The organism is Sinomonas sp. P47F7 (genome assembly GCF_049332655.1).
Taxonomy (GTDB): Bacteria; Actinomycetota; Actinomycetes; order Actinomycetales; family Micrococcaceae; genus Sinomonas.
Window position 1 is genome coordinate 301,039 of the sequence record NZ_CP186327.1, and the last position, 22,802, is coordinate 323,840.

21 protein-coding genes are annotated in these 22,802 nt (G+C 71.0%); 9 read left to right on the plus strand and 12 right to left on the minus strand.

Annotation, left to right across the window (positions count from 1 at the left end):
* Nucleotides 1-44: 44 nt before the first annotated feature.
* From ACOKR1_RS01540 to ACOKR1_RS01555, 4 genes are all read left to right on the plus strand, one after another.
* Entirely contained in the window at nt 45-1,289 is a 1,245-nt protein-coding gene (locus tag ACOKR1_RS01540; RefSeq protein WP_422935025.1) for an IS256 family transposase, read from the plus strand.
* A gap of 74 nt (nt 1,290-1,363) precedes the next feature.
* Nucleotides 1,364-2,434 (plus strand): hypothetical protein, encoded by a 1,071-nt coding sequence (locus ACOKR1_RS01545; protein WP_422935026.1) that lies wholly within the window; start codon nt 1,364-1,366, stop codon nt 2,432-2,434.
* 119 nt (nt 2,435-2,553) lie between these two features.
* Entirely contained in the window at nt 2,554-6,099 is a 3,546-nt protein-coding gene (gene mobF, locus ACOKR1_RS01550) for a MobF family relaxase (protein ID WP_422936716.1), read from the plus strand.
* Between the two features lie 88 nt (nt 6,100-6,187).
* Nucleotides 6,188-6,610 (plus strand): hypothetical protein, encoded by a 423-nt coding sequence (locus ACOKR1_RS01555; protein ID WP_422935027.1) that lies wholly within the window; start codon nt 6,188-6,190, stop codon nt 6,608-6,610.
* 156 nt (nt 6,611-6,766) lie between these two features.
* On the opposite strand, the gene ACOKR1_RS01560 is transcribed toward ACOKR1_RS01555, so the two are convergent.
* Nucleotides 6,767-9,370, minus strand: coding sequence for an ATP-binding protein (locus ACOKR1_RS01560; RefSeq protein WP_422935028.1), 2,604 nt, complete (start codon nt 9,368-9,370; stop codon nt 6,767-6,769).
* On the opposite strand from ACOKR1_RS01560, the gene ACOKR1_RS01565 reads away from it, so the two are divergent.
* The gene (locus tag ACOKR1_RS01565; protein ID WP_422935029.1) at nt 9,360-9,581 is read left to right on the plus strand and encodes a hypothetical protein; all 222 of its coding nucleotides are present in this window, start codon (nt 9,360-9,362) and stop codon (nt 9,579-9,581) included. The genes ACOKR1_RS01560 and ACOKR1_RS01565 overlap by 11 nt on opposite strands.
* 51 nt (nt 9,582-9,632) lie before the next feature.
* Here the strand turns inward: ACOKR1_RS01565 and ACOKR1_RS01570 are convergent, their stop codons facing one another.
* The 4 genes from ACOKR1_RS01570 to ACOKR1_RS01585 form a co-directional block, all read right to left on the minus strand.
* Nucleotides 9,633-9,938, minus strand: coding sequence for a hypothetical protein (locus tag ACOKR1_RS01570; RefSeq protein ID WP_422935030.1), 306 nt, complete (start codon nt 9,936-9,938; stop codon nt 9,633-9,635).
* A 263-nt stretch (nt 9,939-10,201) separates the two neighbouring features.
* Nucleotides 10,202-10,642: an SRPBCC family protein gene (locus tag ACOKR1_RS01575; protein ID WP_422935031.1), complete on the minus strand. Its 441-nt coding sequence runs from the start codon at nt 10,640-10,642 to the stop codon at nt 10,202-10,204.
* Nucleotides 10,643-10,739: 97 nt separating this feature from the next.
* A complete protein-coding gene (locus ACOKR1_RS01580) occupies nt 10,740-11,150 on the minus strand; it encodes an ImmA/IrrE family metallo-endopeptidase (protein ID WP_422935032.1) in 411 nt (136 codons plus the stop codon).
* 94 nt (nt 11,151-11,244) lie between these two features.
* A complete protein-coding gene (locus ACOKR1_RS01585; protein ID WP_415854385.1) occupies nt 11,245-11,454 on the minus strand; it encodes a dodecin in 210 nt (69 codons plus the stop codon).
* A 57-nt stretch (nt 11,455-11,511) separates the two neighbouring features.
* Between ACOKR1_RS01585 and ACOKR1_RS01590 the strand changes: the two genes are divergently transcribed.
* Nucleotides 11,512-12,330: a putative protein N(5)-glutamine methyltransferase gene (locus ACOKR1_RS01590; protein ID WP_422935033.1), complete on the plus strand. Its 819-nt coding sequence runs from the start codon at nt 11,512-11,514 to the stop codon at nt 12,328-12,330.
* A gap of 89 nt (nt 12,331-12,419) precedes the next feature.
* Entirely contained in the window at nt 12,420-12,854 is a 435-nt protein-coding gene (locus tag ACOKR1_RS01595; protein WP_422935034.1) for a LapA family protein, read from the plus strand.
* A 69-nt stretch (nt 12,855-12,923) separates the two neighbouring features.
* Here ACOKR1_RS01595 and ACOKR1_RS01600 read toward each other — a convergent pair whose 3' ends face one another.
* The gene (locus ACOKR1_RS01600) at nt 12,924-14,129 is read right to left on the minus strand and encodes a beta-ketoacyl-[acyl-carrier-protein] synthase family protein (protein WP_422935035.1); all 1,206 of its coding nucleotides are present in this window, start codon (nt 14,127-14,129) and stop codon (nt 12,924-12,926) included.
* A 178-nt stretch (nt 14,130-14,307) separates the two neighbouring features.
* Between ACOKR1_RS01600 and ACOKR1_RS01605 the strand changes: the two genes are divergently transcribed.
* Nucleotides 14,308-15,066, plus strand: a complete 759-nt coding sequence (locus ACOKR1_RS01605) for an SDR family NAD(P)-dependent oxidoreductase (RefSeq protein ID WP_422935036.1) — start codon at nt 14,308-14,310, stop codon at nt 15,064-15,066.
* Between the two features lie 15 nt (nt 15,067-15,081).
* Here the strand turns inward: ACOKR1_RS01605 and ACOKR1_RS01610 are convergent, their stop codons facing one another.
* Nucleotides 15,082-16,044, minus strand: a complete 963-nt coding sequence (locus ACOKR1_RS01610) for a D-2-hydroxyacid dehydrogenase family protein (protein WP_422935037.1) — start codon at nt 16,042-16,044, stop codon at nt 15,082-15,084.
* 38 nt (nt 16,045-16,082) lie between these two features.
* Here ACOKR1_RS01610 and ACOKR1_RS01615 point away from each other — a divergent pair, with 38 nt between their 5' ends.
* Entirely contained in the window at nt 16,083-16,745 is a 663-nt protein-coding gene (locus ACOKR1_RS01615) for a pentapeptide repeat-containing protein (RefSeq protein WP_422935038.1), read from the plus strand.
* Nucleotides 16,746-16,850: 105 nt separating this feature from the next.
* Here the strand turns inward: ACOKR1_RS01615 and ACOKR1_RS01620 are convergent, their stop codons facing one another.
* From ACOKR1_RS01620 to ACOKR1_RS01640, 5 genes are read right to left on the minus strand one after another with little or no spacing between them, the layout of a single operon-like run.
* Nucleotides 16,851-17,129 (minus strand): HPr family phosphocarrier protein, encoded by a 279-nt coding sequence (locus tag ACOKR1_RS01620; RefSeq protein ID WP_422935039.1) that lies wholly within the window; start codon nt 17,127-17,129, stop codon nt 16,851-16,853.
* 17 nt (nt 17,130-17,146) lie between these two features.
* A complete protein-coding gene (locus ACOKR1_RS01625; protein WP_422935040.1) occupies nt 17,147-18,859 on the minus strand; it encodes a putative PEP-binding protein in 1,713 nt (570 codons plus the stop codon).
* A 22-nt stretch (nt 18,860-18,881) separates the two neighbouring features.
* Nucleotides 18,882-20,912 carry a PTS fructose transporter subunit IIABC gene (locus ACOKR1_RS01630; RefSeq protein WP_422935041.1) on the minus strand — a complete coding sequence of 677 codons (2,031 nt, stop codon included), beginning with the start codon at nt 20,910-20,912 and terminating at the stop codon, nt 18,882-18,884.
* 2 nt (nt 20,913-20,914) lie between these two features.
* Nucleotides 20,915-21,886: a 1-phosphofructokinase family hexose kinase gene (locus ACOKR1_RS01635; RefSeq protein ID WP_422935042.1), complete on the minus strand. Its 972-nt coding sequence runs from the start codon at nt 21,884-21,886 to the stop codon at nt 20,915-20,917.
* A complete protein-coding gene (locus ACOKR1_RS01640) occupies nt 21,883-22,701 on the minus strand; it encodes a DeoR/GlpR family DNA-binding transcription regulator (protein WP_422935043.1) in 819 nt (272 codons plus the stop codon). The genes ACOKR1_RS01635 and ACOKR1_RS01640 overlap by 4 nt, the downstream gene beginning before the upstream one ends.
* Nucleotides 22,702-22,802 lie beyond the last annotated feature (101 nt).

Genomic DNA, 22,802 nt, shown 5'->3' on the forward strand with positions numbered 1-22,802 from the left:
TCCTTCGAGAAGTCTTCTACCTCGACTCGAAAGGACCTGCCGCGATGACCGTCGCACCCAACAGTATCGACCCTGCCCGCTTCCTCGAAGAACACCTCGCCCAGGCCTCCCCGGACCTGCTGCGGGAGATGATGACGACGTTCGTCAACGCCCTGCTCTCCGCCGACGCGGACGCGGTCTGCGGCGCCTCCTACGGCACGGCCAGCCCGGAGCGGGTCAACCGGCGCAACGGGTACCGGCACCGGGACTTCGACACCCGTACGGGCACGATCGACGTCGCGATCCCGAAGCTGCGGCAGGGCTCGTATTTCCCGGACTGGCTGCTGGAGCGGCGCCGTCGGGCCGAGGCCGCCCTGACCACCGTGGTGGCGAACTGCTACCTCCTGGGCGTCTCGACCCGCCGGATGGAGAAGCTGGTGCAGACCCTGGGGATCACCGGGCTGTCCAAGTCCCAGGTCTCCGAGATGGCCCGGGACTTGGATGCACAGGTCGAGGCGTTCCGCACCCGGCCACTGGACGGGGGCCCGTACGCGTTCGTCGCCGCCGACGCCCTGACGATGAAGGTCCGCGAGGGCGGGCGGGTGGTGAAGGTCGCGGTCCTGGTTGCGACCGGGGTCAACGCCGAGGGCTACCGGGAGATCCTGGGCCTGCAGGTCAGCTCGGCCGAGGACGGGGCCGGCTGGCTGGGGTTCTTCCGCGACCTCGTCGCCCGCGGCCTGACCGGGGTGAAGCTGGTGACCTCCGACGCCCACGCCGGCCTGGTCGCCGCCACCGGGGCCACCCTGCCAGGCGCGAGCTGGCAGCGCTGCCGAACCCACTACGCGGCGAACCTGATGTCGGTGACCCCGAAGAGCTCGTGGCCGTGGGTGAAGACCCTGCTCGGCACCGTCTTCGACCAGCCCGACGCAGAATCCGTCCACGCCCAGTTCGACCGCGTCCTGGAGGCCCTCGAGCACAAGCTCCCGCGCTCCTTCGCCCACCTCGAGGCCGCGCGAGAGGAGATCCTGGCCTTCACCGGGTTCCCGAAGTCCATTTGGCGCCAGCTCTGGTCGAATAACCCCAACGAGCGACTCAATAGGGAGATCCGTCGTCGAACCGATGTCGTGGGGATCTTCCCCGACCGGGGCTCGATCATCCGCCTCGTCGGAGCCGTCCTGGCCGAGCAGCACGACGAGTGGGCAGAGCAGCGCCGCTACCTCGGACTCGACGCCCTCGCCGCCGCACGCCGCATCGGCGAGCCCAACCCCGAGGAGGCGACCGAGCCCGACCTCCACGCCCTCACCGCATAACGAACGGCCCGAAGGACCACAGGATCAGATACACCACTCAAAAGGACTTGACCGCCGCGCCGCGACCGCAGAGCGTGATCACCTGGCTGAAGAAGCCGCCCGCAACCGGGGCCAGGCTGCTCGCACTCATGGCCCGCGGCGAACTGCCGATCACCCATGAGACGTTCCGCAGCCTGCCAGCAGACCGCTCGCACAACTACCTCCGCGAGCTCCTGGCCAGCACCGGGGTCATCCCTCCGTATCACGCGCCAATCGATCGGTTCGAGCGCTGGCTGGCCGACATCCTCGAACCCCTCGACGCCGACAGCGCCGCAGTCATCAGCCGCTACGGGCACTGGCATCACCTCCGCCGCCTGCGAGGACTCGCCGAGCAGGGCCGACTGAGCAAATCAGCGATCTACGGCGCCCGCTCGAACGTGAGCGGCGCAATCCGCCTCAGCACCTGGGCCACCCGCCGCGGCATCACGCTCGCATCCCTCACCCAGACGCAACTGGAGGACTACCTCGCCGAGCATCCCGGCGGACGCAACAGCCAGCAGAACTTCGTCGCCTGGCTGCGGCGCACCCGCATCAACCCGACCGTGAACATCCCCTGGCGCGAGTCGACGATCCCGGAAGTCGTCGTCTCCGACGCCGACCGGTGGGACCAGATCAACCTCCTGCTCCACGACGAGCAGATCAGCCTCTACGCACGCATCGGCGGGCTGTTCACCCTCCTGTTCGCCCAGCCACTGGAAAAGATCGTCGCGATGCGCACGAACCAGATCAACGTCGAAGACGACGGCCGCGTCCTGGTCGCGTTCGACACGATCCCGATCGAGATGCCGCCAGGCCTGGACGAGCTGATCCGCTGCTACCTCCGCAAGCCCGGAACCCCCTCGATCGCCAGGAGCGACCACGGCTGGCTGTTCCCCGGCCGACACCCCGGCCGCCACCTGGTCAGAGAGGTGTTCCGCGCCAAGCTGGTCGCCTGCGGCATCCGCCCCGGCCGCTCCCGCCACGCCGCGATGTTCGCCCTAGCAGGCGAGGTCCCCGCGCCCGTCCTGGCCGAACTCATCGGAGTCGCCGACAAGACCGCCGTCAAATGGGCAGCCCTCGCCGCCCGCGACTGGTCCGCATACGTCACCCAACGAGCCGACAGCTGAACGGTCACCGCCGGCGTCGCTGACCCCATTCGCGCCACTCGAATACGACCCCTGCACCGGGAGCTCCTGCGTACCTGACCTGGTGAATCAGGTCTGGAGGCGGGCGCGTGACGGTGTCGATGCGGTTGATGTCGGCGGGGGATGGCTATAAGTATCTCCTGCGGAGTGTCGCTGCGGGGGATGGTAACCGGCCGCTGTCGACTCCGTTGACCCGGTACTACAACGCGGAAGGAACCCCGCCCGGACGCTGGCTCGGCTCCGGCATCACGGCCTTGGGCGACGGGCGGCTCCGTGGAGGCGACAGGGTTTCCGAGGCGCAGCTTCAGCTCCTGATCGGGATGGGCCGTGACCCGCTGAGCGGGGATCCGCTTGGCCGCGCGTACCCGGCGTATGCCAGCCGTGCCGAGCGGATCGAGAAGCGCACGGAGGCGCTCGGCCCGGACCTCGGCGACGGCGAACGGGAGGCGGCGGTCGCGCAGATCGTGGCCGAGGAGGCCGCGGCCCCGTCGCGGCGTGCGGTCGCGGGGTATGACTTCACGTTCTCGATCCCGAAGTCCGCGTCCGTGTTGTGGGCGGTTGCCGACGCGGGGATGCAGGAGGTGATCGCGGCGGCGCACCATGCGGCGGTTGCGGAGGTGGTTGCGTACATGGAGCGGGATGTTGCAGCCACGCGTGCGGGTGCAGCCGGCCGCAATGGCGCGGTCGCCCAGGTCGATGTCATCGGCCTGATCGCGGCCGCGTATGACCACTTCGACTCCCGTGCAGGGGATCCTCACCTGCACACGCACGTGGTCATCTCCAACAAGGTCCAGACCGTGCTCGACGGCAGGTGGCGCAGCCTGGACTCCCGCCCGATGCACGCGGCGACCGTTGCACTCTCCGAACTCCACGAAGCCGTGTTCGCCGATCACCTCACCCTTGCCCTCGGGGTCGGGTGGGAGAGGCGCGATCGCGGCCGCGACCGCAACCCGGCCTGGGCCATCACCGGCGTCCCCGAGCAGCTGGTGGGAGAGTTCTCCCTACGCTCGCGGCATATCGAGGTGGAGAAGGACCGGCTGATCGCGGAGTACGTGGACCGGCACGGCCGGCAGCCCTCGGACACCACGGTCATCAAGCTCCGCTCCCTGGCCACCCTCACTACCCGCCCGGAGAAGGAAGTCCGATCGCTCGCGGACCTGACCGCCCAGTGGCGGCAGCGCGCGAGCCGCATGCTGGGGGCGGACGCAACCGGTTGGGCGCGCAGCATTACGTCGAAAGGGGATCCGCTGCTCCTGGGCGCCGACGATGTGTCTCTGGAGGTGATCGCTTCGCTCGGCGCGAGCGTCGTGGAGGCAGTGGGGGAGAAGAGGTCGACGTGGCGGCGGTGGAACCTCACGGCGGAGGCGGCACGCCAGACGATGGGCTACCGCTTCGCCACGACCGAGGACCGCGAGGCCATTGTCGGCCTCGTCGTGGACGCCGCCGAAGCTGCCTCGCTGCGTCTGACCCCGCCCGAGCTCGCCACCAGCCCGGCGGTGTTCCAGCGCCCGGACGGGACCAGCGTGTTCCGGCCGAAGCATTCGACGGTGTTCTCCTCCGAGGTCCTGTTGGCGGCCGAAGACCGCCTCCTCGAGCGCGCCCGCGCAATCACTGGCCCGACTGTCTCGCTGGCGACCGTCGAGAGGACCATCGCCAGGCCCGACCGCGAGAGGGGGATGCTCGGGGGAGACCAGGCCGCGGCGCTGGCCCAGGTCGCCGCCTCCGGGCGCATCGTCGATGTCCTCGTCGGCCCCGCCGGGGCGGGCAAGACCACCGCGATGAGCGTCCTGCGGCGGGCGTGGCAGGCCGAGCACGGGGACGGCTCGGTCGTCGGGCTCGCCCCCTCCGCCGCAGCGGCCCAGGTCCTCGCCGACGACCTCGGCATCGAGACGGAGAACACCGCGAAATGGTGGGACACTCACCAGCGCACTGGCCAGTCGTTCCGCGAGGGCCAGCTCGTCGTCGTCGACGAGGCCTCCCTCGCCGGAACGCTCAGCCTCGACCGCATCACCGGCTTTGCCGCCGAGGCAGGGGCGAAGGTGCTCCTGGTCGGCGACTACGCCCAGCTCCAGTCCGTCGACGCCGGCGGGGCGTTCTCACTGCTCGTGCACGACCGCGACGACGCGCCCGAGCTCCTCGACGTGCACCGCTTCACGAACGAGTGGGAGAAGGCCGCCTCCCTCGGCCTCCGGCACGGTCGCACCGAAGTCATCGACACCTACATCGAAAACGGCCGTGTCCTTGAGGGGGAGACGGAGGCGATGGTCGATGCCGCCTACGGCGCGTGGCGTGCCGACCTGCTCGCGGGACGGGCGTCCCTGCTGATCGCCGACTCGAACGAGGCAGTCACGGCGCTGAACGTGCGGGCGCGCACCGATCTGGTCCTCGATGGAACCGTGCACGGGTCGCGCGAGGTCGAGCTGCACGACGGAAGCCGCGCCGCGGCCGGGGACACGGTCATCACCCGCCGCAACGACCGCCGCCTCCGCGCCGGCCGCTCCTGGGTCCGCAACGGCGACAGATGGACCGTCACCGAGGTCCGCGGGGACGGCTCCGTCACCCTCCGCCGGGCGGGGCGCGAGCGGGGAGGCGCGGTCGTGCTTCCGGCCGACTACGCCGCCGAGCGCCTGGACCTCGGCTATGCCGTCACCTCCTATCGAGCGCAGGGCATCACGGTCGACAGCTCGCACCTCTTGGTCGACGCATCCATGACGCGGGAGACCCTGTACGTCGCCATGACCCGCGGCCGCGCATCGAACACCGCCTACGTCGCCACCGACAAGCCCGACACCGGGCACGAGGGGACGCACCCCGGCGACAACACGGAGGCCACCGGGCGCAGCGTCCTGTACGGGGTGCTCCACCAGATCGGTGCCGAGCCTTCCGCTCACGAGGCCACCACCCAAGAGCAGGGGGCATGGGGGTCAATCGCCCAGCTCGCCGCCGAATACGAAACCCTCGCAGCAGCCGCCCAACACGACCGCTGGGCCCACCTCATCCGCACCTCCGGCCTCGCTGCCGAACAAGCAGCAAACGCCATCAGCTCCGACTCATTCGGGGCACTCACCGCGGAACTCCGGCGGGCCGAGGCTAACCACCACGACATCGATGCCCTGCTGCCGCGCCTAGTCCAGGCGCATGGGTTCGGCGACGCCGACGACATCGCCGCCGTCCTCCACCACCGCTTCGCCCGGGCCACCGCCCGCCCCGCGGGCTCCGGACGCACACGGAAGGCACCGCGTCTGATCGCTGGGCTCATTCCCGAAGCGACCGGCAGCATGAGTCCCGAGATGAGGCAGGCACTCCACGAACGCCGCGACCTCATCGAAGCCCGCGCAGACGCCCTCCTCGACCAAGCCCTCAACGACCGCGCAAGCTGGACCGCCGCCCTCGGCACCCCACCCCAGGACGAACGGACGACGATGAACTGGCGCCGCCTCGCCCGAACCGTCGCCGCCTACCGCGACCGCTACGGGATCACCGCACCCACACCCCTCGGAGCGCCGGCCGAGAAGGCCGCGCAGAGGACCGACGCCGCCCGAGCACGCGCAGCCCTTGACCGAGCCACCGCATTGAGCCCGAGCCACGATCAGCGGCCGGAATCGACCCACCGCGGCAGCCCGGCACGCTCCAGCCTCGGCCTGTAGCCGGCCGACTGTCGGCCGCCTAGTCATGCGTGGAGGCATGATCTCCCTCTGTGCGGGTCCATCTGAATGCCCCTCGACGCATCCGTCCATGCTGGCGGCGCTGTACCTGCACGCCGCGAAGAGGTCATTCAGATCCATCCGGCCCCTCGAGGCGCCTGATGGCGTGCGCGCTTCAACCGGTGGCGCCTCGGCCGCGGGGGCCGCGGGGGCGAATCTTCACACCTTTCGCGGCCACGGATCTTCGTATCGCTTGCTGGCTCACGCCGAAGCGGAGACCTACTTCCATAAGTGTCAGCCCGCTCTCATAGAGCACCACGGCCTCTGGCACTTGTTCCTCGCGGAGTCCTCCTCGTCGCATGGGCACCGACCGTCGGACGAGATGCCCGATCACAGTGCGGTGGTAGACCCCGAATCGTTCGGCGAGCTCCCGCGGCGCCATGCCGCGCTCGTAGAGCGTCACCAGCTCGTCGACCTGAGCCGCATTCAGAAAGGTTTGAGTCATTCCAACTGAGCGCACGAGCCGGCCCCGGGCGTCCGTGATTAGCGGCTCAAACGGCCGTGAACCATGCTTGTACTCACCGCGAGACAGGCGAGATACCACGGTTTTCAGGGCCGGGCCAGGGTTCTCAAGCTCTGCACGAAGGTCCACCGGATGCGTGCTTGAGGATCAGGCGTGCAGCAACGTTGGAATCGGGCTCCGCGCACCCTCGGTGAGCGCCGCCTCCCACTCCTTGCGGTCCAGAGTGCCTGACAGCGCCGCGCGGGCCTCGTCTAGTTCTGGGATGGCATCACGGCGAGCGTGGTCGAGCCGGACGGCCGCGGCCTCGGCGGCGCCGAGCAGCATCGCTGCCGCGCGGGGGCCCTTCCGTGTGAGCGCGGACGTGGCCAGCAGCGCCAGCGCGGTGGTCAACTCGTAGGCGTCCGTGGTGGTGGCAGCGATCCCTGCGCTCTCGATCAGCAGCTCGACCGCCGCACTCGAGTCTCCGCGCAGCGCGGCCGTTTGGCCTAGGCCCAGCAAGCAGCGGGCGGCGCATCGCCGGTCCCCAATGCGCCGGAACCCACCAAGAAGCAGCCCAAAGCCGGCTGCCGCCGCCACCCGGTTGCCAGTTCTGAGGTCGAGCCGCGCTCGGAAAAGGTCTGAATGCAGCAGCTCGTGTTCGTTGCCGGTGGCCAGCGCGAGCGCACGGGCCTCCTCGAGCCACGCACTCGCCTCGTCGAGCCGTATCCCGGCGTCCACGCAGCGATGAGCCATCTGGTTCAGGCAGTTGGCCCGCTTGACCTGATCGCCGTGCTCTCCGAATAGCGCTGCTGCCGTGAGGAGGGTCGCCACCGAGCGGGGCGTCGCTTCCTCGCCGAGGCCGAGGCCCTCCAATGCGAGCGCTTGGTGCCAGCGGTCGCCCAAGGCGGCGAAATTCTGTTCCGCTGCCTCGAGTTCGGCCTGACCAGACCCCGAACCTTCGTGGTACCCCAGAGCCCAGCCCAAAGCCAGCTGCGTCAGTGCCACGGTGGCGCTGTCGCCGTCGGCGGCCAGCGCAGCCCCCTGGCGGGCCCTGTCCAGCGCCGCTCCCGTGTCCTGGCAACAGAGGACGACGGCGGCCGCGGCGCAGGCGCCTGCGTTCAGAGCTGCCGGTGGCGGCGACTTCTCCAATTGGTCGAGCCAGTCGAAGATCTCTCGCCGGACTCCGAGGGTCTCCCAGCCCATCCCGATGCCAGCCAGGAAAGCCCAAGCATCCGCGGTCTGGCCGCTTTCGAGCGTCCAAGACATCGCGGTGCGCAGATCCGGCCACCTTTGCTCGAACCAGGAGAGTGCCTGCGGCTGGTCCGGGCCACGGAGCCCCTGCGCCAGCTCGAGAGCATGGTCCAAGTGGAATCGGGCATGGCTCCCGGCCAGTAGCTCTGACTCGCCGCGCTCCGCCAGCCGGGCGGCAGCCGCGTGTCGCACGCTGTCCAGCATCCTGAAGACCGTGATCCCGCCGACCGTTCGCGCCGAGACGAGCGAGTGGTCTACGAGCTGGGGCAGCAGCCGGCGCACGCCGGGGCCGGTGAGCGGAGGGGCGGAAAGGATCTGTTCCGCGGTGTCGTAGTCGAAGTCGGCCGGGAAAACGGAGCATCGGCCGAACAGGAGCAGCTCATCGTCGGAGAGGAGCTCGAGGCTCCACTGGAGGGCGGCTTCTAGGGTGCGGTGCCGCGTCATGGCACCGTCGGGTCCTGCCGCGAGCAGTGCTTCGTCAAGGTGGGCCAGCAGCTCCTGCGGGGTGAGCGCCCGAAGGCGGGCGGCTGCGAGCTCGAGCGCGAGCGGCAGACCGTCTAGGTGCCGGCACAGGGCCGCCACGGCGCCGGCATTCTCCGGGTTCACGGAGAAGCCAGCCAGGGAGCTCGCGCCGCGTTCGGCGAACAGCCGGCCGGCCGAGGATGCCAGCACTACGGCTGGGTTGTCGGTCTCGGACGGCACCGACAGTGGGCCCAACTCGTACAGGGCCTCTCCCTCGACGTGAAGCGGCCGCCGGCTCGTGGCCAGGACCCGCAGGGCCGGGCAGCGGGGCATCGACTCGCGGAGCAGCTCGGCGAGGGCTTCGACGACGTGCTCGCAATTGTCCGCCAGGATCCACGTCTCGCTCTCCCGGAGGGCCTCGGTGAGGCGGTCCAGGAGGCGACCGCCTCCATGCCCGAGCCCGAGCGAGTCGGCGACGAAGCCCGCCACGTCCCCCTCCGGCGGCAGTGAGGCGAGGTCGATGAGAAGCGGTGTCTCTCGCTCCGAGCCGGCGGCCACCTGCAGAGCCAGACGGGTCTTGCCCGTGCCAGCGGGTCCGGTGACGGTCACGAGTCGGTGGAGCGTCAGGAGCTCCGACAGCCGCGCCATCTCCTCCTCGCGCCCGATGAACGAGGACAGCTGGCGCGGAAGCGTCCACGCTGGGACCCCAGCACGGTTCAAGAGCTCGGCTGCGGCAGCCAGGGAGAGCCGATCGCTCCCGCCCAGCTTGCGGAGCAAGGCCGAGACGTGGCTCTCTACGGTGCGCTCAGACACGAATAGTTGTGCGGCAATCTCGCTATTGCGCAGCCGCATCCCCACCAGACGGAGCACGTCCAGTTCTCGCTGCGTGACGCCAGCGTGCCGCAGAGTCGCAGGAACCTCGCCCACGCTCATGAATTCATGATGGCACAGGCACGGGCTATGGATATCCGTACTGAGCACGGATGTGGTTGCTCCCCGCACGCAGTCGAATAGAGGAAAGGCAACCATTTCAGAGAAAGGCACGACGATGACCGCCATCGCGCAGCTTCAGAGGACACTCAGTGTTAGCGAGCTTCGCATCGAGCATGCCGGCGCGCTCCTGATCCGGGGCCTCGAGGCCGGCATCGAGCGACTCCGCGACAACCTGCGGCGGTCCTGGGCCGCAGCTGCCGAGATCGACCAGTCCTTCGACCGCCGCAACGAGGACCTGCGCCAGCTCATGGCCGTGCGAGCGCCGCGGCTGCCCTAGTGCGGGCACGCCCCGACGAAGGTCCACCACTCACGGCTCAGGGATACCGCCCTACGCCGTGCGGCCGATCCACTGCGGCTCGATGAGGCGGCGCCTCACTTGGCCCGCCTCGACCCAGAACTCGCGGGCCGCCTGGTAGTAGGACATCCGCCAGAGCACCTGGACGAGCACATGCCTGTCGGTCCAGGCGAGCGCGAATCCCTTGTCGGTCTGTTCGGTCCGGCCGTCGTCGAACGCGAATCGCACCCACACGGGGATCGACCCGGGGGCGTGGGTGACTTTCCGGGACTCGATCGCGGCTCGGGGCACCAGGAGAGGATCCCGGTCGGGCTCGTCGTGCTGATTCAATGCGCTCACACGGACATGGTCCTGCGACGGACCGACAGTCCGAGCGGCCGGCGGTTCACTGAGTTCAGCGGTCCGGAAACACGGAGACGGTCGGGTGGCACCACCGAGATCGTGGGCCGGACCTCGTAGTAGGCTGGCCAGAGCGCGCCCGGGCTTGGTGCGAGTGAAAAGTGTCACGTCCCCCACGTGGCACCTCGGGCGCGCCCCTGATGCACAGAACGGCCCCCGTCCACAACAGGACGGGGGCCGTTGGCTGTATGGATTCGGCGGAGTTACGCGCCCTCGAGCTGCGCCTTGGCCTTCGGCAGGGCGCCGATCTCGGAGTCCATGGTCTTCTGTACCATGCCCGACATGACCAGAGCCTTGAGGCCGGAGAGCTCGGCGGAGAGGCTGAACGTCACTTTCGTGCCGCCGTCGGCCGCTTCGAAGCGGTACTCGCCGTGCGGGCGCACGGGGCCCGAAATCGCCTCGAATGCCACGCGGCTCTCGGGCTCGAACGCCGTGACCTTGACGTCGGCCGGGATGCTGCGCCCGCCCGGCCCCGTGACGGTCTGCTCGTATTGGACGCCCACGCCGAGCTCGCCGAGCCGGCGGATCGACTTGACCCCCGAGCGCCACTTCGGATCGTTCTCCGCGTCAGAGAAGAATGCGAACACTTCGTTGATTGGCCGGTCAATCACTACGCTGCCCGAGGCCGCGACCTGCTTTGCCATAGTCCAACTCCTCCGTGCCTTGGGTGGCCTGTGGGAAGGTAACAGCGGGGCCACTATGGCGGCATTGTACGTGCGCAGACGAAACAAGTGATGCCCCTCACGGGACCCTCGCCGCCCTCGCGCAGGCGGCGAGCCTCGCCTGCTCGCTCTCGCTGAGCGCGGCGAGGCGATCACGGACGACATCGGCCGTCACCCAGAGCTCCTCCGCGAGCTCGGCGGGGTGGTGGGTCCAGCGGTAGGCCTCCGCGAGATCATCGATCTGGATGAGCCGCCGCGCCGTCTCCTCCCGCATGTGACGCTCGACCCGCGCGCCCTGACACCTTGTGTGCCCGTGCTCGAGGTGGACCAGCTCATGCGTGAGCGCACACCGGCGTTCCGCCTGCTGCAGGCGCTTGTCGAGCCAGATGCGCGCCCGGCCGTCAGTGCGGCCGGGCGCCCCATCCGGCATGAGGATGAAATGCAGTGTGACGTGGGCCAGTTCGCGCAGTGCCCCCCAAGGACTGAACACGTCATCAGCTTAGGGAGCGGGTCCGACATTCGTGGCCCGCACGTGGGCCAGCCGCCCCCGGGGGCCTGCCCGTGGGGCCGGCCGCCCCACGGGGTCAGCGCTCGAGCCGGAAGCCGAACTTGATCGTGACCTGCCAGTCCGCGACGGTCCCGTTCTCGATGTGCCCGCGGATCGATTGGACCTCGAACCAGTCCAGGTTTCGCACGGTCTGCGAAGCCGTCTCGATCCCGCTCTTGATGGCCTGGTCGATGCCATCCGGTGAGGTGCCGACGATCTCCGAAATGCTGTAGGTGTGCCCTGCCATGCTTCCTCCTGACAGTCGGGGGCCGCGCTGGCCCGACGGTGATGGCAGACTATCGCCGTGACCACCCCGAGGCCAGACTCCGGCCAGCCGTTCGGGCCCGCGCCCGCCGAGGATCCGCTCGTGCTCCGGCTGCGCGCCGCGGGCTGCGTCTTCGCCGAGGACGAGGCTCGCCTTCTGTGCGAGGCAGCGGGCGACGGCGCCGAGCTCGAGGCGCTCGCGGCGCGCCGGATTGCCGGCGAACCGCTCGAGTCCGTGGTCGGCTGGGCGGAATTCTTCGGTCTGCGCATCGCCGTTGAGCCGGGCGTCTTCGTCCCGCGGAAGCGCAGCGAGCTCGTGGTGCGCGAGGCGGCGAGGCTCGCCGCGGCGGCCAGGGCGGGCGCCGTCGTCGTCGATCTGTGCTGCGGCAGCGGCGCCATCGGTGCGGCCGTCGCGAGCGTGGTGCCCGGGATCGAGCTTCACGTGGCGGACGTCGACCCCGTGGCGGTGGGGGTCGCGCGCCGCAACATGCGCCCGTTCGCGGGGCGTGCCCACACGGGGGACCTCTTCGCCGCGCTTCCCGCGAGCCTTCGCGGCCGCGTGGCCGTCATCGCCGCCAACGCGCCGTACGTGCCCAGCGCGGAAATCGCGCTCATGCCGCCCGAGGCGCGCGACTACGAGCCCCTCGCCGCGCTTGACGGCGGCGCCGATGGACTCGACCTCCACCGCCGCGTCGCCGCCGGCGCAGGCGAGTGGCTTGCCCCGGGCGGAGCGCTGCTGATCGAGACGAGCAAGCACCAGGCGCCGACGACGGCGGCGATCCTCACCGCTGCGGGCTTCTCCGTGCGGATCATGCGCGATCCCGAGATTGGCGGGACGGTCGCGGTCGCTCACCGGTGAGGGCCGGGCGACGGCGCCACGCCCACGCCGCGCCAAAGCTTCGCGCTCCTTCCGCGAGGTGCCTAGGGTGGGCTGAGGAGAGGAGACCCATGAGCGAGCGATCTGAGACGCCGCCGTCCGTGCCCGGCGAGGGCGACGCGCGGGGAAGCCAGCGGCCCGAGCCGCCAAAGACCGGGCCCGCGCCCGCGAAGAGGGAACCGGCGCCCGCGAAGCGCGAACCGACGCCTCCGCGGAGGGAGCCCACGCCCGCGAGGCACCAGCCTGGCGTGACGCGCGCCGGGGCGGTGTGGGCCTCGGTTGTCGCGGGCCTCGCGGTGTTCGTGCTGTTGATCGTGTTCTTCATCCAGAACCAGGACCAGGTGCGGGTGCGCTTCCTCGGGCTCGACGGCAACGTGCCCCTTGCACTCGCCCTCCTCATCGCCGCCGTGGCCGGTGGAATCATCGTGGCGATCGCGGGCGGCGTGCGCATCCTGCAGCTGCGGGTGACCGCTCGTCGGGCCGCTCGCCGAACGCCCGGAGCCTGACTCGGCCCTGAACATGCGCGAGCGCCCGACCCCATGTGGGGCCGGGCGCTCGCGGTGAGCGGCGGGCTCTCAGCTGTGACTCAGGACGATGGCCGCGTTGTGCCCGCCGAAGCCGAACGAGTTCACGATCGCCGCACGCGAGGGCAGCTCGCGCTTGACGTTGGCGACGACGTCGAGCTTGATCGCAGGGTCGAGCCGATTGACGTTGATCGTGGGCGGGATGACGCCCTCGCGAAGAGCCATGATGGATGCGATGGCGCTGAGCGAGCCGGACGCGCCGAGGAGGTGGCCCGTCATCGCCTTCGTCGACGTCACGGGCGCGTGGATCCCGGTCTCGGCCAGCGCGTCCGCCTCGTTGATGTCGCCGGTCGGCGTGGACGTCGCGTGCGCGTGGACGAAGTCGATGTCCCCGGGCGCGAGGTCCGCCGAGCGGAGCGCAAGGTTCATGGTGCGGGCCTGGTTCGAGGGGTCCGCCCCCACGATGTCGAAGGCGTCCGAGGTCACGGCCGCGCCGTCCACGAAGGCGAAGATCTCGGCGCCGCGCGCGCGGGCGTGCGATTCGCGCTCGAGCACGAGCAGCGCCGCGCCCTCGCCGAGCACGAAGCCGTCGCGATCCGCGTCGAATGGCCGGGACGCGGCCTGCGGATCCTCATTGCGCTTCGAGAGGGCGCGGATCTGGCCGAACGCGGCGAGGGTGAGGCCCGTGATCGCGGCCTCGCTGCCGCCGGCGACGACGATGTCCGCGCTGCCGGCGAGGATCATCTCGCGCCCCATCGCGATGGCCTCCGCACCCGAGGCGCACGCGCTCGTGGGCGTCCGGGCGCCGGCCTTGGCGCCGAGATCGATCGAGAGCCAGGCTGCGGGGCCGTTGCCCATGAGCATCGTCACGGTGTGCGGTGAGACGCGCCGCGGGCCCGAACCTTCGAGCGCGTGCTCCTGCGCGATGGTCGTGGTGATGCCGCCGATCCCGGTGCCGACGACGACGCCGAGGCGCTCGCCCTCGATCTCGGGACGTCCCGCCATCTCCCACGCCTCGCGGCCGGCCACGAGGGCGAACTGCTCGCAACGGTCAAGTCGCTTGATCTCCCGGACGGCGAGCGATTCTGCGAACGTGTCCGGGACGGTCCCGGCGATGCGGGTGGGGAGCTGCGCGGCCCAAGCGTCCTCGAGCGCCGAAACGCCCGAACGGCCCTCTCGGAGGGCCTCCCAGGTCGACGGCGCATCGGTCCCGAGGGGGCTGACGGCCCCGAAACCGGTGATAGCAATGCGATCCATGGTCTTAGTATTCCCGTTGAGGCACGTTTTAGGCGGTGTCGGAGTGATCAACAGCCGCGTGATGGATTTGGTGGGATCCTACAGTTCCACGGGCTGACGGGGTCGAACGACCTGTGCATCTTTGTGTCCGATCAACAAACGACGGTGGTGCATGACACCCCCGGGCTAGGCTGGAGCCATGACGACGGCCCTCATTACCGGCGCGAGCTCGGGCCTCGGCGCCGAGTTTGCCCGACAGCTCGCAGCGCAAGGCCATTCGCTCGTCCTCGTGGCGCGGGACGGGGGCCGCCTCGAGCAGGCCGCCGCGGAGCTCCGCTCGCGGACCGGGGTCGAGGTCGAGGTGCTCCCCGCGGACCTGACCGATCCCTCCCAGCTCGCCGCCGTCGTCGACCGCGTGGGCGACCCCGCGCGGCCGGTGGGGGTCCTCGTCAACAACGCGGGGATCGGGCTCCTCCACGACTTCGACAAGAATCCGCTCGAGGACGAGATCCGGCACCTCCGTCTGCACGTCGAGGCGACCCTGAGCCTCTGCCATGCGGCGCTGCGCGCCATGACGGAGCGACGCGAGGGGCGGATCATCAACGTCGCGTCCGTGGCGGCGTTCGTGCCCCGCGGCAGCTACTCGGCGGCGAAGGCGTGGACCCTCGCCTTCAGCCGCTGGGCCAACATGCACTACAAGCACGACGGCGTGCTCGTCACCGCGCTCTGCCCCGGCTTCGTCCACACCGAGTTCCACGAGCGCATGGGCATGACCACGCGCTTCATCCCGCCGTTCATGTGGCTGCGCGCCGAGCGGGTGGTGCGGGACGGCCTGCTCGACAACCTGCGCGGCAAGGGAGTTTCCGTGCCGTCGCGGCGCTATAAGTCGATCGTGCTCCTCACGCGCGTGCTGCCGGGCCGGCTCATGCAGGGCCCGAGCCGCCGCCCGAAGCGCTGACCCCCGCGGGCGGGGTCAGAGGTTCCTCGGCGGGAGCTCGAGGAGCCGGATCGGCTGGCCTGCCGCGAACGCCGCAATGTCCTCGACCGCGTCGCGATAGAACACCTCGTACTGCTCGCGAGTCACGTAGCCGATGTGCGGCGTGAGGATGGCGCGCGGGGCGGTCCGGAGGGGGTGGTCCGAGGGGAGAGGCTCGATGTCGAACACGTCGAGCGCGGCGAGGCCGAGCCGCCCGCCGCGGAGAGCGTCGAGCAGGGCCTCCTCGTCGACGATCGGTCCGCGCGACGTGTTGACGAGGATCGAGTCGGGCTTCATGAGGGCGAGCTCCTCCGCGCCGACGAGGCCGCGCGAGCGCTTCGACAGCACGAGGTGGATCGTGAGGATGTCCGCGGTTGCGAACAGCTCCTCCTTGTCGACCCGCCGCACGCCGACCTCGGCGGCGCGCTCGTCCGTAAGGTTCTGGCTCCACGCGATCACGTCCATGCCGAACGCGAGGCCCACCCTCGCGACGCGAGAGCCGAGATTCCCGAGACCCAGCACGCCGAGCCGCGCTCCTTCGAGGCCGCGCCCCACCGTGGTCTGCCAGCCGCCGGACGCGATCGCGCCGAGCTCGACGTCGAGACGCCGCGTGGCCGCGTGGATGAGCGCCCACGTGTGCTCGGCGGCCGGGGAGGGGAGATATCCCGTGTGGCACACGGTGATGCCTCGGGCCGCGGTGGCCTTGAGGTCGATCGAGGCGTTGCGGCGGCCCGTCGAGATGATGAGCTGGAGGTCGGGGAGGCGCGCGAGCCGATCCGCCGAGAGCGGCGTCCGCTCGCGCATCGCGACGATCGCGTCGTACCCTGCCAGGGCGGCGACCACGCCGTCGTCGTCCTGGCCTAGGTGCTCGGTGAAGAAGGTGACGTCGGCGCCTAGTGAATCCCAGTCGGCCAGCGAGGCGGCCACGCCCTGGTAGTCGTCGAGGACAGCGATTCTCATGGACACCAGCCTAAGCGGGCCCGGGCTAGGATCGGCGGGTGAGCGCCCGAAGAGACAGCACCCGGCCCCGGCTGACCGAACTACGGCTCGAGGGCCTCGTGCCCGGCTACGCGGGCGACGCCGGGCCGGGGGAGCGCGCCGAGGGTCTGGCGTTCGACGGCGCCGACCTCGCCGGGCGTCGTTTGGCCGAGGCCGCCTTCGTCGAGTGCACCCTCTCCGACATCTCAATGCACGAGGCCGACCTCACGGGCGCCTCCTTCGTGGAGACCCGCATCGAGCGGCTCGGCGCCCCGAGCTTCTCGGCGCCCCGTTCGCGGTTCCGCGACGTCGAGCTCGAGGCGTCCCGCATCGGCTCGGCGGAGCTGTACGACTCGACCTGGGACGGCGTGGCGGTGCGCGGCTGCAAGCTCGGCTTCGTCAACCTCCGGGCGGCCCAGCTCGCGGACGTCCTGTTCGTGGACTGCACCATCGAGGAACTGGACCTCGGGCGGGCGAGCGCGACGCGCGTCGCGTTCGAGGGGTGCACCCTCGACGCGCTCGACGTGACGGCGGCCCAGCTTCGCAACGTGGACCTTCGCGGAGCGCGCCTAGGGCGTGTGGGCGGGATCGAGGGCCTCCGCGGGGCCACCGTGAGCCCGTTCCAGGCCGCCGAACTCGCGGAGATCATGGCCGAGCACCTCGGGATCACCGTCCGCGACTGAGCTGCTTAAGAGCGTTGCGCCGTCACCTTCGCAGGGTGTGCACCCTGCGAAGGTGACGGCGCAACGGGAGGGGCGGGCGCCCGGGTGACGGTGCAACGCCAGGTGTTAGTGGGCGTCGTGGTCGGTTTCGAGGATGGTGACGAGGTGGTCGAGGGCGGTTTCGGCGCCGTCGCCGTGGGCGCGGAGGGTGACTTTCTGGCCGTATTCGGCGCCGAGGCTCATGAGGGAGAGGATGCTGGAGGCGTCCATGGCTTCGTCTTCGGGGTCGCCTTCCATGGCGATGGTGATCTCGAGTCCGGTGTCCCCGGCGGCCTCGGCGAAGATCGCGGCGGGGCGGGCGTGGAGCCCGACGCGGGAGCCGATGGTGGCGGTGCGTTCTGCCATGGGGTTGGTTTTCCTTTCTAGAGGCCGAGCTGGTCCAGGACGGGCAGCTGGCTGCGGACGGCCTGGCGTGCGGCGGCGGCGGTGGGGGCGTCGAGGGCGAGGGCGGCGAGGTGCTGGGCCTGGGCGAGGGTGACGGTGGCCAGGACCTGGGCGACGGCGGGCAGGGCCCGGGGGGTCATGGACAGGGTGGTGGCTCCGAGGCCGGTCAGGACGACGGCGAGGCCGGGGTCGGCGGCTGCCTCGCCGCAGACTCCGACGGGCTTGGGGTTCCCGGTGGCGGCCGCGGCCGCGGCGGCGCCGTCGCAGGTGGCCTTGACCAGGTGCAGGACGGCGGGCTGCCAGGGGTCGTTCAGGGCCGCGAGGGGCCCGAGCATGCGGTCGGCGGCCATCGTGTACTGGGTGAGGTCGTTGGTGCCCAGGGAGGCGAAGTCGGCGTGGGCGAGGATGTGGGCGGCGGTGAGGGCGGCGGAGGGGACCTCGACCATGACCCCGGCGACGGGGAGCCCGGCGGCGTGCGCCATGTGGGTGAAGGCGGCGGCCTCGTCGGGGGTGGAGACCATGGGGGCCATGACCCAGACCTGGGCCTGGTGCTCCTTGGCGGCCTGGGCGATCGCGGCCAGCTGGCGGGCCAGGACCCCGGGGGAGGCGTGGTCGGTGCGGTAGCCGCGCACGCCCAGGGCCGGGTTGGGCTCCTGGGCGTCGGTCAGGAACGGCAGGGGCTTGTCGGCGCCGGCGTCCAGGGTGCGGATGACGACCTTCTTGTGCGCGAAGTGGGCGAACACGGCCCCGTAGGCGGCGACCTGCTCGTCGTGGGCGGGCTCGGTGTCGCGGTCCAGGAACGCGAACTCGGTGCGCAGCAGCCCGACCCCCTCGGCGCCGGCGGCGGCGGCCCGGGCGGCGTCGGTCCCGGTGGCGACGTTGGCCAGCAGCGGCACGCGGTGCCCGTCGGCCAGGGCGTTGTCCCCGGCGAAGCCCGCCAGGGCGCTGGCCCGGGCGGCCCACGCCGCGGCGGCGTCCCGTTCGGCCTGGGCGGGCCCGGTGAGGATCCTCCCGGCCGCGCCGTCGACGAAGACCTCGGTGCCGTCCGGGATCGTCTCCACGCCCTCGGCCGCGACCACGGCGGGCAGGCCCAGGGCCCGGGCCAGGATCGCGGTGTGCGACTGCGGGCCGCCGCCGGATGTGACGAGCGCGAGGACCTTCGCCGGGTCCAGGGTCGCGGTGTCGGCCGGGGCGAGGTCCTCGGCGGCCAGGACGAACGGGGCCTCGGACGCGGGCACCCCGGGGGCCGGGAGGCCGCGGAGCTCGGCGACGATCCGCCCCCGCACGTCCAGGACGTCCGCGGCCCGCTCGGCCATGTACCCGCCCAGGCCCCGCAGCTTCTCGGCGACCGCCGCCCCGGACTCCCACACCGCGCGCTCGGCGGTCCGGGGCCCGCCCTCGGCCCCGGGACCGAGCAGCTTCACGGCGCCCTTGACCAGCATCGGATCCGCCGCCATGAGCGCGGTGGCCTCCAGGACGCCCCTCGCGTCCCCGGCCGCCACCTCCGCGCGGGCCTTGAGCCCGGCCTGGACGGCCCTGGAGGCGGCCCTGATCCGCTCGGTCTCCGACTCCACCGTCACCCCCGCCGGGATGTCCACCCGCGCGTGCGGCTCCTGGACCGGCGCCGGCATCTGCCGCACCGGCCCCACCACACGCCCCGGCGTCACACCAACACCGTGAAACTGCTGCATGTTCGTCCTCGAACTTTCTCCGCTAGGCGGCGACAGGCTCGGCTTCCACGGCCGCGGGGGCCTTCCTGCCAACGTAGCGCTTGAGGCCGATGGTGGCCAGAGCCGTTACCGCGACGCCCACCGCGATCGAGACGACCCACAGGATGAAGTTGTCGATCGCGAAGAAGACGAAGATGCCTCCGTGCGGGGCCTTGGATCCGGCGCCGAAGCCCATGCTCAGGGCGCCCGTCACGGCGCCGCCGATCATCGAGGCCGGGATGACGCGGAACGGATCCGCGGCGGCGAACGGGATCGCGCCCTCGGAGATGAACGAGGCTCCGAGGAGCCACGCGGCCTTGCCGTTCTCGTGCTCGGTGGCGTTGAAGTTCTTGTGGTCGAGCACGGTCGCAAGGGCCATCGCGAGCGGAGGCACCATGCCGGCGGCCATCACGGCGGCCATGACGTGGTACGGAGCCTGGTTCGCGGCGCTGGCAGCACCGAGACCCGCGACGGCGAACGAGTACGCGACCTTGTTGACCGGGCCGCCGAGGTCGAAGCACATCATGAGGCCGAGGATGATCCCGAGCACCACGGCGGCCGCCCCGGACATGCCCGAGAGCCAGTCGTTGAGCGCCTTCGTGACGAACGCGATGGGGCCGCCGAGGATCACGAACATGAGGCCGGACGCGACGATCGATGCGAGGAGCGGGATGATCGCCACCGGCATGAGGCCGCGGAGCCAACGGGGCGCCTTGAGGGAGGCCAGCCAATGCGCCGTGTAGCCGGCGAGGAGGCCGCCGACGATGCCGCCGAGGAAGCCCGCGCCCATGAAGCCAGCCACCGCGCCGGCGGTGAAGCCAGGCGCGATGCCGGGCCGGTCGGCGAGGGCGTAGCCGATGTAGCCCGCGAGGGCCGGGACGAGGAAGCCGAGCGAGAGGCCACCGATCTTGAACAGCACGGCACCGAGGTAGGCCCCGACCGGTCCCCACGCCTGCGGCCCGAATTCGGTTGGCAGATTGGTGAAGAGGTTGTTCTTGAGGACGATCGTGTCTGCGTACTTCGTGATGTCGTAGCCGCCGAGGAGGAAGCCGAGCGCGATCAGCAGACCACCCGCGGCGACGAACGGGATCATGTAGCTGACGCCCGTGAGGAGGGCGCGCTTGAGCTTGCCGCCCACCGACTCGCGCCCCTCGGGAGCGGACGACGACGGCGAGCCCGCCGATGCGGCGAGTCGCCGGCCGCGGGGGTCGGCCGCCGTCGTCAGTGCCTCGGTGAGCATGACGGCGGGTTCGTCGATAGCGCGCTTGACGGGCGACTGGACGTACGGCTTGCCCGCGAAGCGGTCCTTGTCGCGCACGTCGACGTCGACCGCGAAGACGACCGCGTCCGCGGCGTCGATGACGGACTGGGGGAGGGGCGTCGCGCCAGCCGAGCCCTGGGTCTCGACCTGCACGTCGATGCCGCGCTCCTTGCCCGCGGCGACGAGCGAATCGGCGGCCATATACGTGTGGGCGATGCCCGTGGGGCACGCGGTGACCGCGACGATGCGCTTGGCGACGGCGGGCGTGGCGGGTGCCGCAGGCGCGGCGACAGCCGGGGCGCCGGATGCCTGGGTCGCCGGCGCGAGGCCGAGCGCCTCGTCGACGAGCCTGACGATGTCGTCGCGGGTCGCGGCGGCGCGGAGGGCCGCCGTGAAGTCCTTCTTGATGAGGCTGCGCGCGAGCTTCGCGAGGAGCTTGAGGTGCTCCTGGTCGGCGCCGGCGGGGGCCGCAATGAAGAAGACGATGTCCGCGGGGCCGTCCTTGGCCCCGAAGTCCACGGGCCGGGAGAGGCGCGCCATCGCGAGGGACGGCACCGTGACCGCCTCGGAGCGGCAGTGGGGAATGGCGATGCCGCCGGGAACGCCGGTCGCCGTCTTCTGCTCCCGGGCGTAGGCGTCCGCGAAGAGCCCTTCGGCTGCCGTCGCGCGGCCAGCGTCGGCCACGGTCTGGGCAAGCGTCCGGATCACGTCGGCCGAAGCGTCGCCGAGGGCGACGTCCAGCAGGACAAGCTCCGGGCTGATGAGTTCGGTCATGGTCAGTCCTTCTTGAGAGCCGTGACGGTCACGGCGGAGGGATCGGTCTGGTTGACTGCCGGGACGGTTGACCCGGGCAGGGAAGCGGCTGCCGCGCCGTGCGCGACCGCCTGGCGGAGGCGGCCTTCGGCGTCCGCTCCGATGGTGTCGGCCAGAAGGTATCCGGCCAGGGACGAGTCGCCGGCACCTACGGTGCTGACGGCACGGATGGGGGCATGCGTGGCGAACCACGCGCCGTCGGCCGTTACGAGAACGGCACCTTTCGCGCCGAGCGTCGCGAGCACCGCGCCCACTCCCGCGTCGACGAGGGAGCGTGCGGCGGTGGCCGCCCGCTCGGGTGAGGCCTCCAGCTCGGCCGGGGTGCCGGCGTCGGCGAGGCCCACGAGCGCGGCGAGCTCGGAGAGCTCGTCCGCGTTGGGCTTGAGGAGGTCGGGGCGCCCGCCGAGCGAGGCCGCGAGCGGCGCGCCCGAAGAGTCGACCGCGATCTTGGGCGCCTCGCCCCCGAACTCGGTGCGCAGGCGCGCCGCTGCCGCCGAGTAGAACGTCTCGGGCACGCCCGGCGGGAGGGACCCCGCGAGCACCACCCAGGACGCCCCGCTCGACTGCTTGACGAGCAGCGTGAGGAGCTCCTCCTGCTGCCCGTCGGTCAGCTCGGGACCGGGCTCGTTGACCTTCGTGGTCACGCCGTCCGGCTCGGTGAGCGTCACGTTGGAGCGCAGCGACTGCCCGATCGGAAGCGCCGCGAACGGCACGGCCCTGGACTCGAGGCCCGCGAGCACGGGGTCGCCGGGGTCGCCGGGGAGAACGGCGAGCGTCGCGAGCCCTGACGCGACGAGCGCGCGGGACACGTTGACTCCCTTGCCGCCGGATTCCTGCCGGACAGCGACGGCGCGCTGGACCTCGCCGCGCCGCAGGGGGCCGCTCAGCTCGACCGTCCGGTCGAGGCTCGGGTTGGCCGTGAGCGTCACGATCATGCGTTGCCTGCCTTCACTACTTCGACTCCTGCGGACTCGAGCGCCGCGGCGAGGTCGCCCTCGGGGTCGGCGTCGGTGACGAGCGCGTCGACCTGGTCGAGCCGCGCGAACTGGACGAGGGTCTCGACGCCGAGCTTGCTCGCATCGGCGAGGACGACGACGCGTCGCGCCGCCCGCACGAACGCCGCCTTGACCGCGGCCTCCTCGGTGTCCGGGGTGCTGAGCCCGAAGGCCGCGTGCACTCCGTTCGTCCCGACGACGGCGAGGTCCGGGCGAAGGCGCTCGACGGCGTCGACCGTCTCCACGCCGACCGCGGCCCGCGTGAGTCCGCGGATCCGCCCGCCCAAGAGGTGGACGGCGTGGGCGGGGCTCGCGGAGAGCTTGTCCGCGATGGGAAGGGCGTTCGTGATGACGAGCTGCTCGGGGCGGCTGTTCTGCCGGCCGTCGTTGCGGCGGTGCGACGCGCGCTGGAGCATGACGTCGACGAGCGCCTCGGTGGTGCTGCCCGCGTCCAGGAGGATGCTGCCGGGCCGGCTCGCCTCGAGGAGCCCAGCTGCGGCCTCCGCGATGAGCAGCTTCTGGGGAAGATGCTGGACGAGGCGCTCGGAGAGAGTGGTTTCCGTGGTCGAGACGCTGTCCGTGGGGACGGCGCCGCCGTGGACGCGGCGCAGGACGCCGGACTGCTCGAGTGCCGCAAGGTCTCGGCGCACGGTTTCCGTGGTGATGGCGAAACGCTCGGCGAGCTCCGTGACGCTGACCCTGCCGGCATCGGCGACCCGCACGGCGATGAGCCGCTGGCGCTCCTCGGCGAACATCTGTATCGAACGTCCTTGTCCTCGTGCTCCCCACCCTTGAAGGTGTGGTGTCCATCACAACAACTTTGGTTTGATTGACTCTAGCTGCGTTTATGTGGCTT

Bases quoted from the DNA above. Each gene is read 5' to 3' on its own strand.
- ACOKR1_RS01540 (WP_422935025.1), top strand. From the start codon at position 45: ATGACCGTCGCACCCAACAGTATCGACCCTGCCCGCTTCCTCGAAGAA.
- mobF (WP_422936716.1), top strand. From the start codon at position 2,554: ATGCGGTTGATGTCGGCGGGGGATGGCTATAAGTATCTCCTGCGGAGT.
- ACOKR1_RS01555 (WP_422935027.1), top strand. From the start codon at position 6,188: ATGCTGGCGGCGCTGTACCTGCACGCCGCGAAGAGGTCATTCAGATCC.
- ACOKR1_RS01565 (WP_422935029.1), top strand. From the start codon at position 9,360: ATGACCGCCATCGCGCAGCTTCAGAGGACACTCAGTGTTAGCGAGCTT.
- ACOKR1_RS01560 (WP_422935028.1), bottom strand. From the start codon at position 9,370: ATGGCGGTCATCGTCGTGCCTTTCTCTGAAATGGTTGCCTTTCCTCTA.
- ACOKR1_RS01575 (WP_422935031.1), bottom strand. From the start codon at position 10,642: ATGGCAAAGCAGGTCGCGGCCTCGGGCAGCGTAGTGATTGACCGGCCA.
- ACOKR1_RS01585 (WP_415854385.1), bottom strand. From the start codon at position 11,454: ATGGCAGGGCACACCTACAGCATTTCGGAGATCGTCGGCACCTCACCG.
- ACOKR1_RS01595 (WP_422935034.1), top strand. From the start codon at position 12,420: ATGAGCGAGCGATCTGAGACGCCGCCGTCCGTGCCCGGCGAGGGCGAC.
- ACOKR1_RS01600 (WP_422935035.1), bottom strand. From the start codon at position 14,129: ATGGATCGCATTGCTATCACCGGTTTCGGGGCCGTCAGCCCCCTCGGG.
- ACOKR1_RS01605 (WP_422935036.1), top strand. From the start codon at position 14,308: ATGACGACGGCCCTCATTACCGGCGCGAGCTCGGGCCTCGGCGCCGAG.
- ACOKR1_RS01610 (WP_422935037.1), bottom strand. From the start codon at position 16,044: ATGAGAATCGCTGTCCTCGACGACTACCAGGGCGTGGCCGCCTCGCTG.
- ACOKR1_RS01620 (WP_422935039.1), bottom strand. From the start codon at position 17,129: ATGGCAGAACGCACCGCCACCATCGGCTCCCGCGTCGGGCTCCACGCC.
- ACOKR1_RS01625 (WP_422935040.1), bottom strand. From the start codon at position 18,859: ATGCAGCAGTTTCACGGTGTTGGTGTGACGCCGGGGCGTGTGGTGGGG.
- ACOKR1_RS01630 (WP_422935041.1), bottom strand. From the start codon at position 20,912: ATGACCGAACTCATCAGCCCGGAGCTTGTCCTGCTGGACGTCGCCCTC.
- ACOKR1_RS01635 (WP_422935042.1), bottom strand. From the start codon at position 21,886: ATGATCGTGACGCTCACGGCCAACCCGAGCCTCGACCGGACGGTCGAG.
- ACOKR1_RS01640 (WP_422935043.1), bottom strand. From the start codon at position 22,701: ATGTTCGCCGAGGAGCGCCAGCGGCTCATCGCCGTGCGGGTCGCCGAT.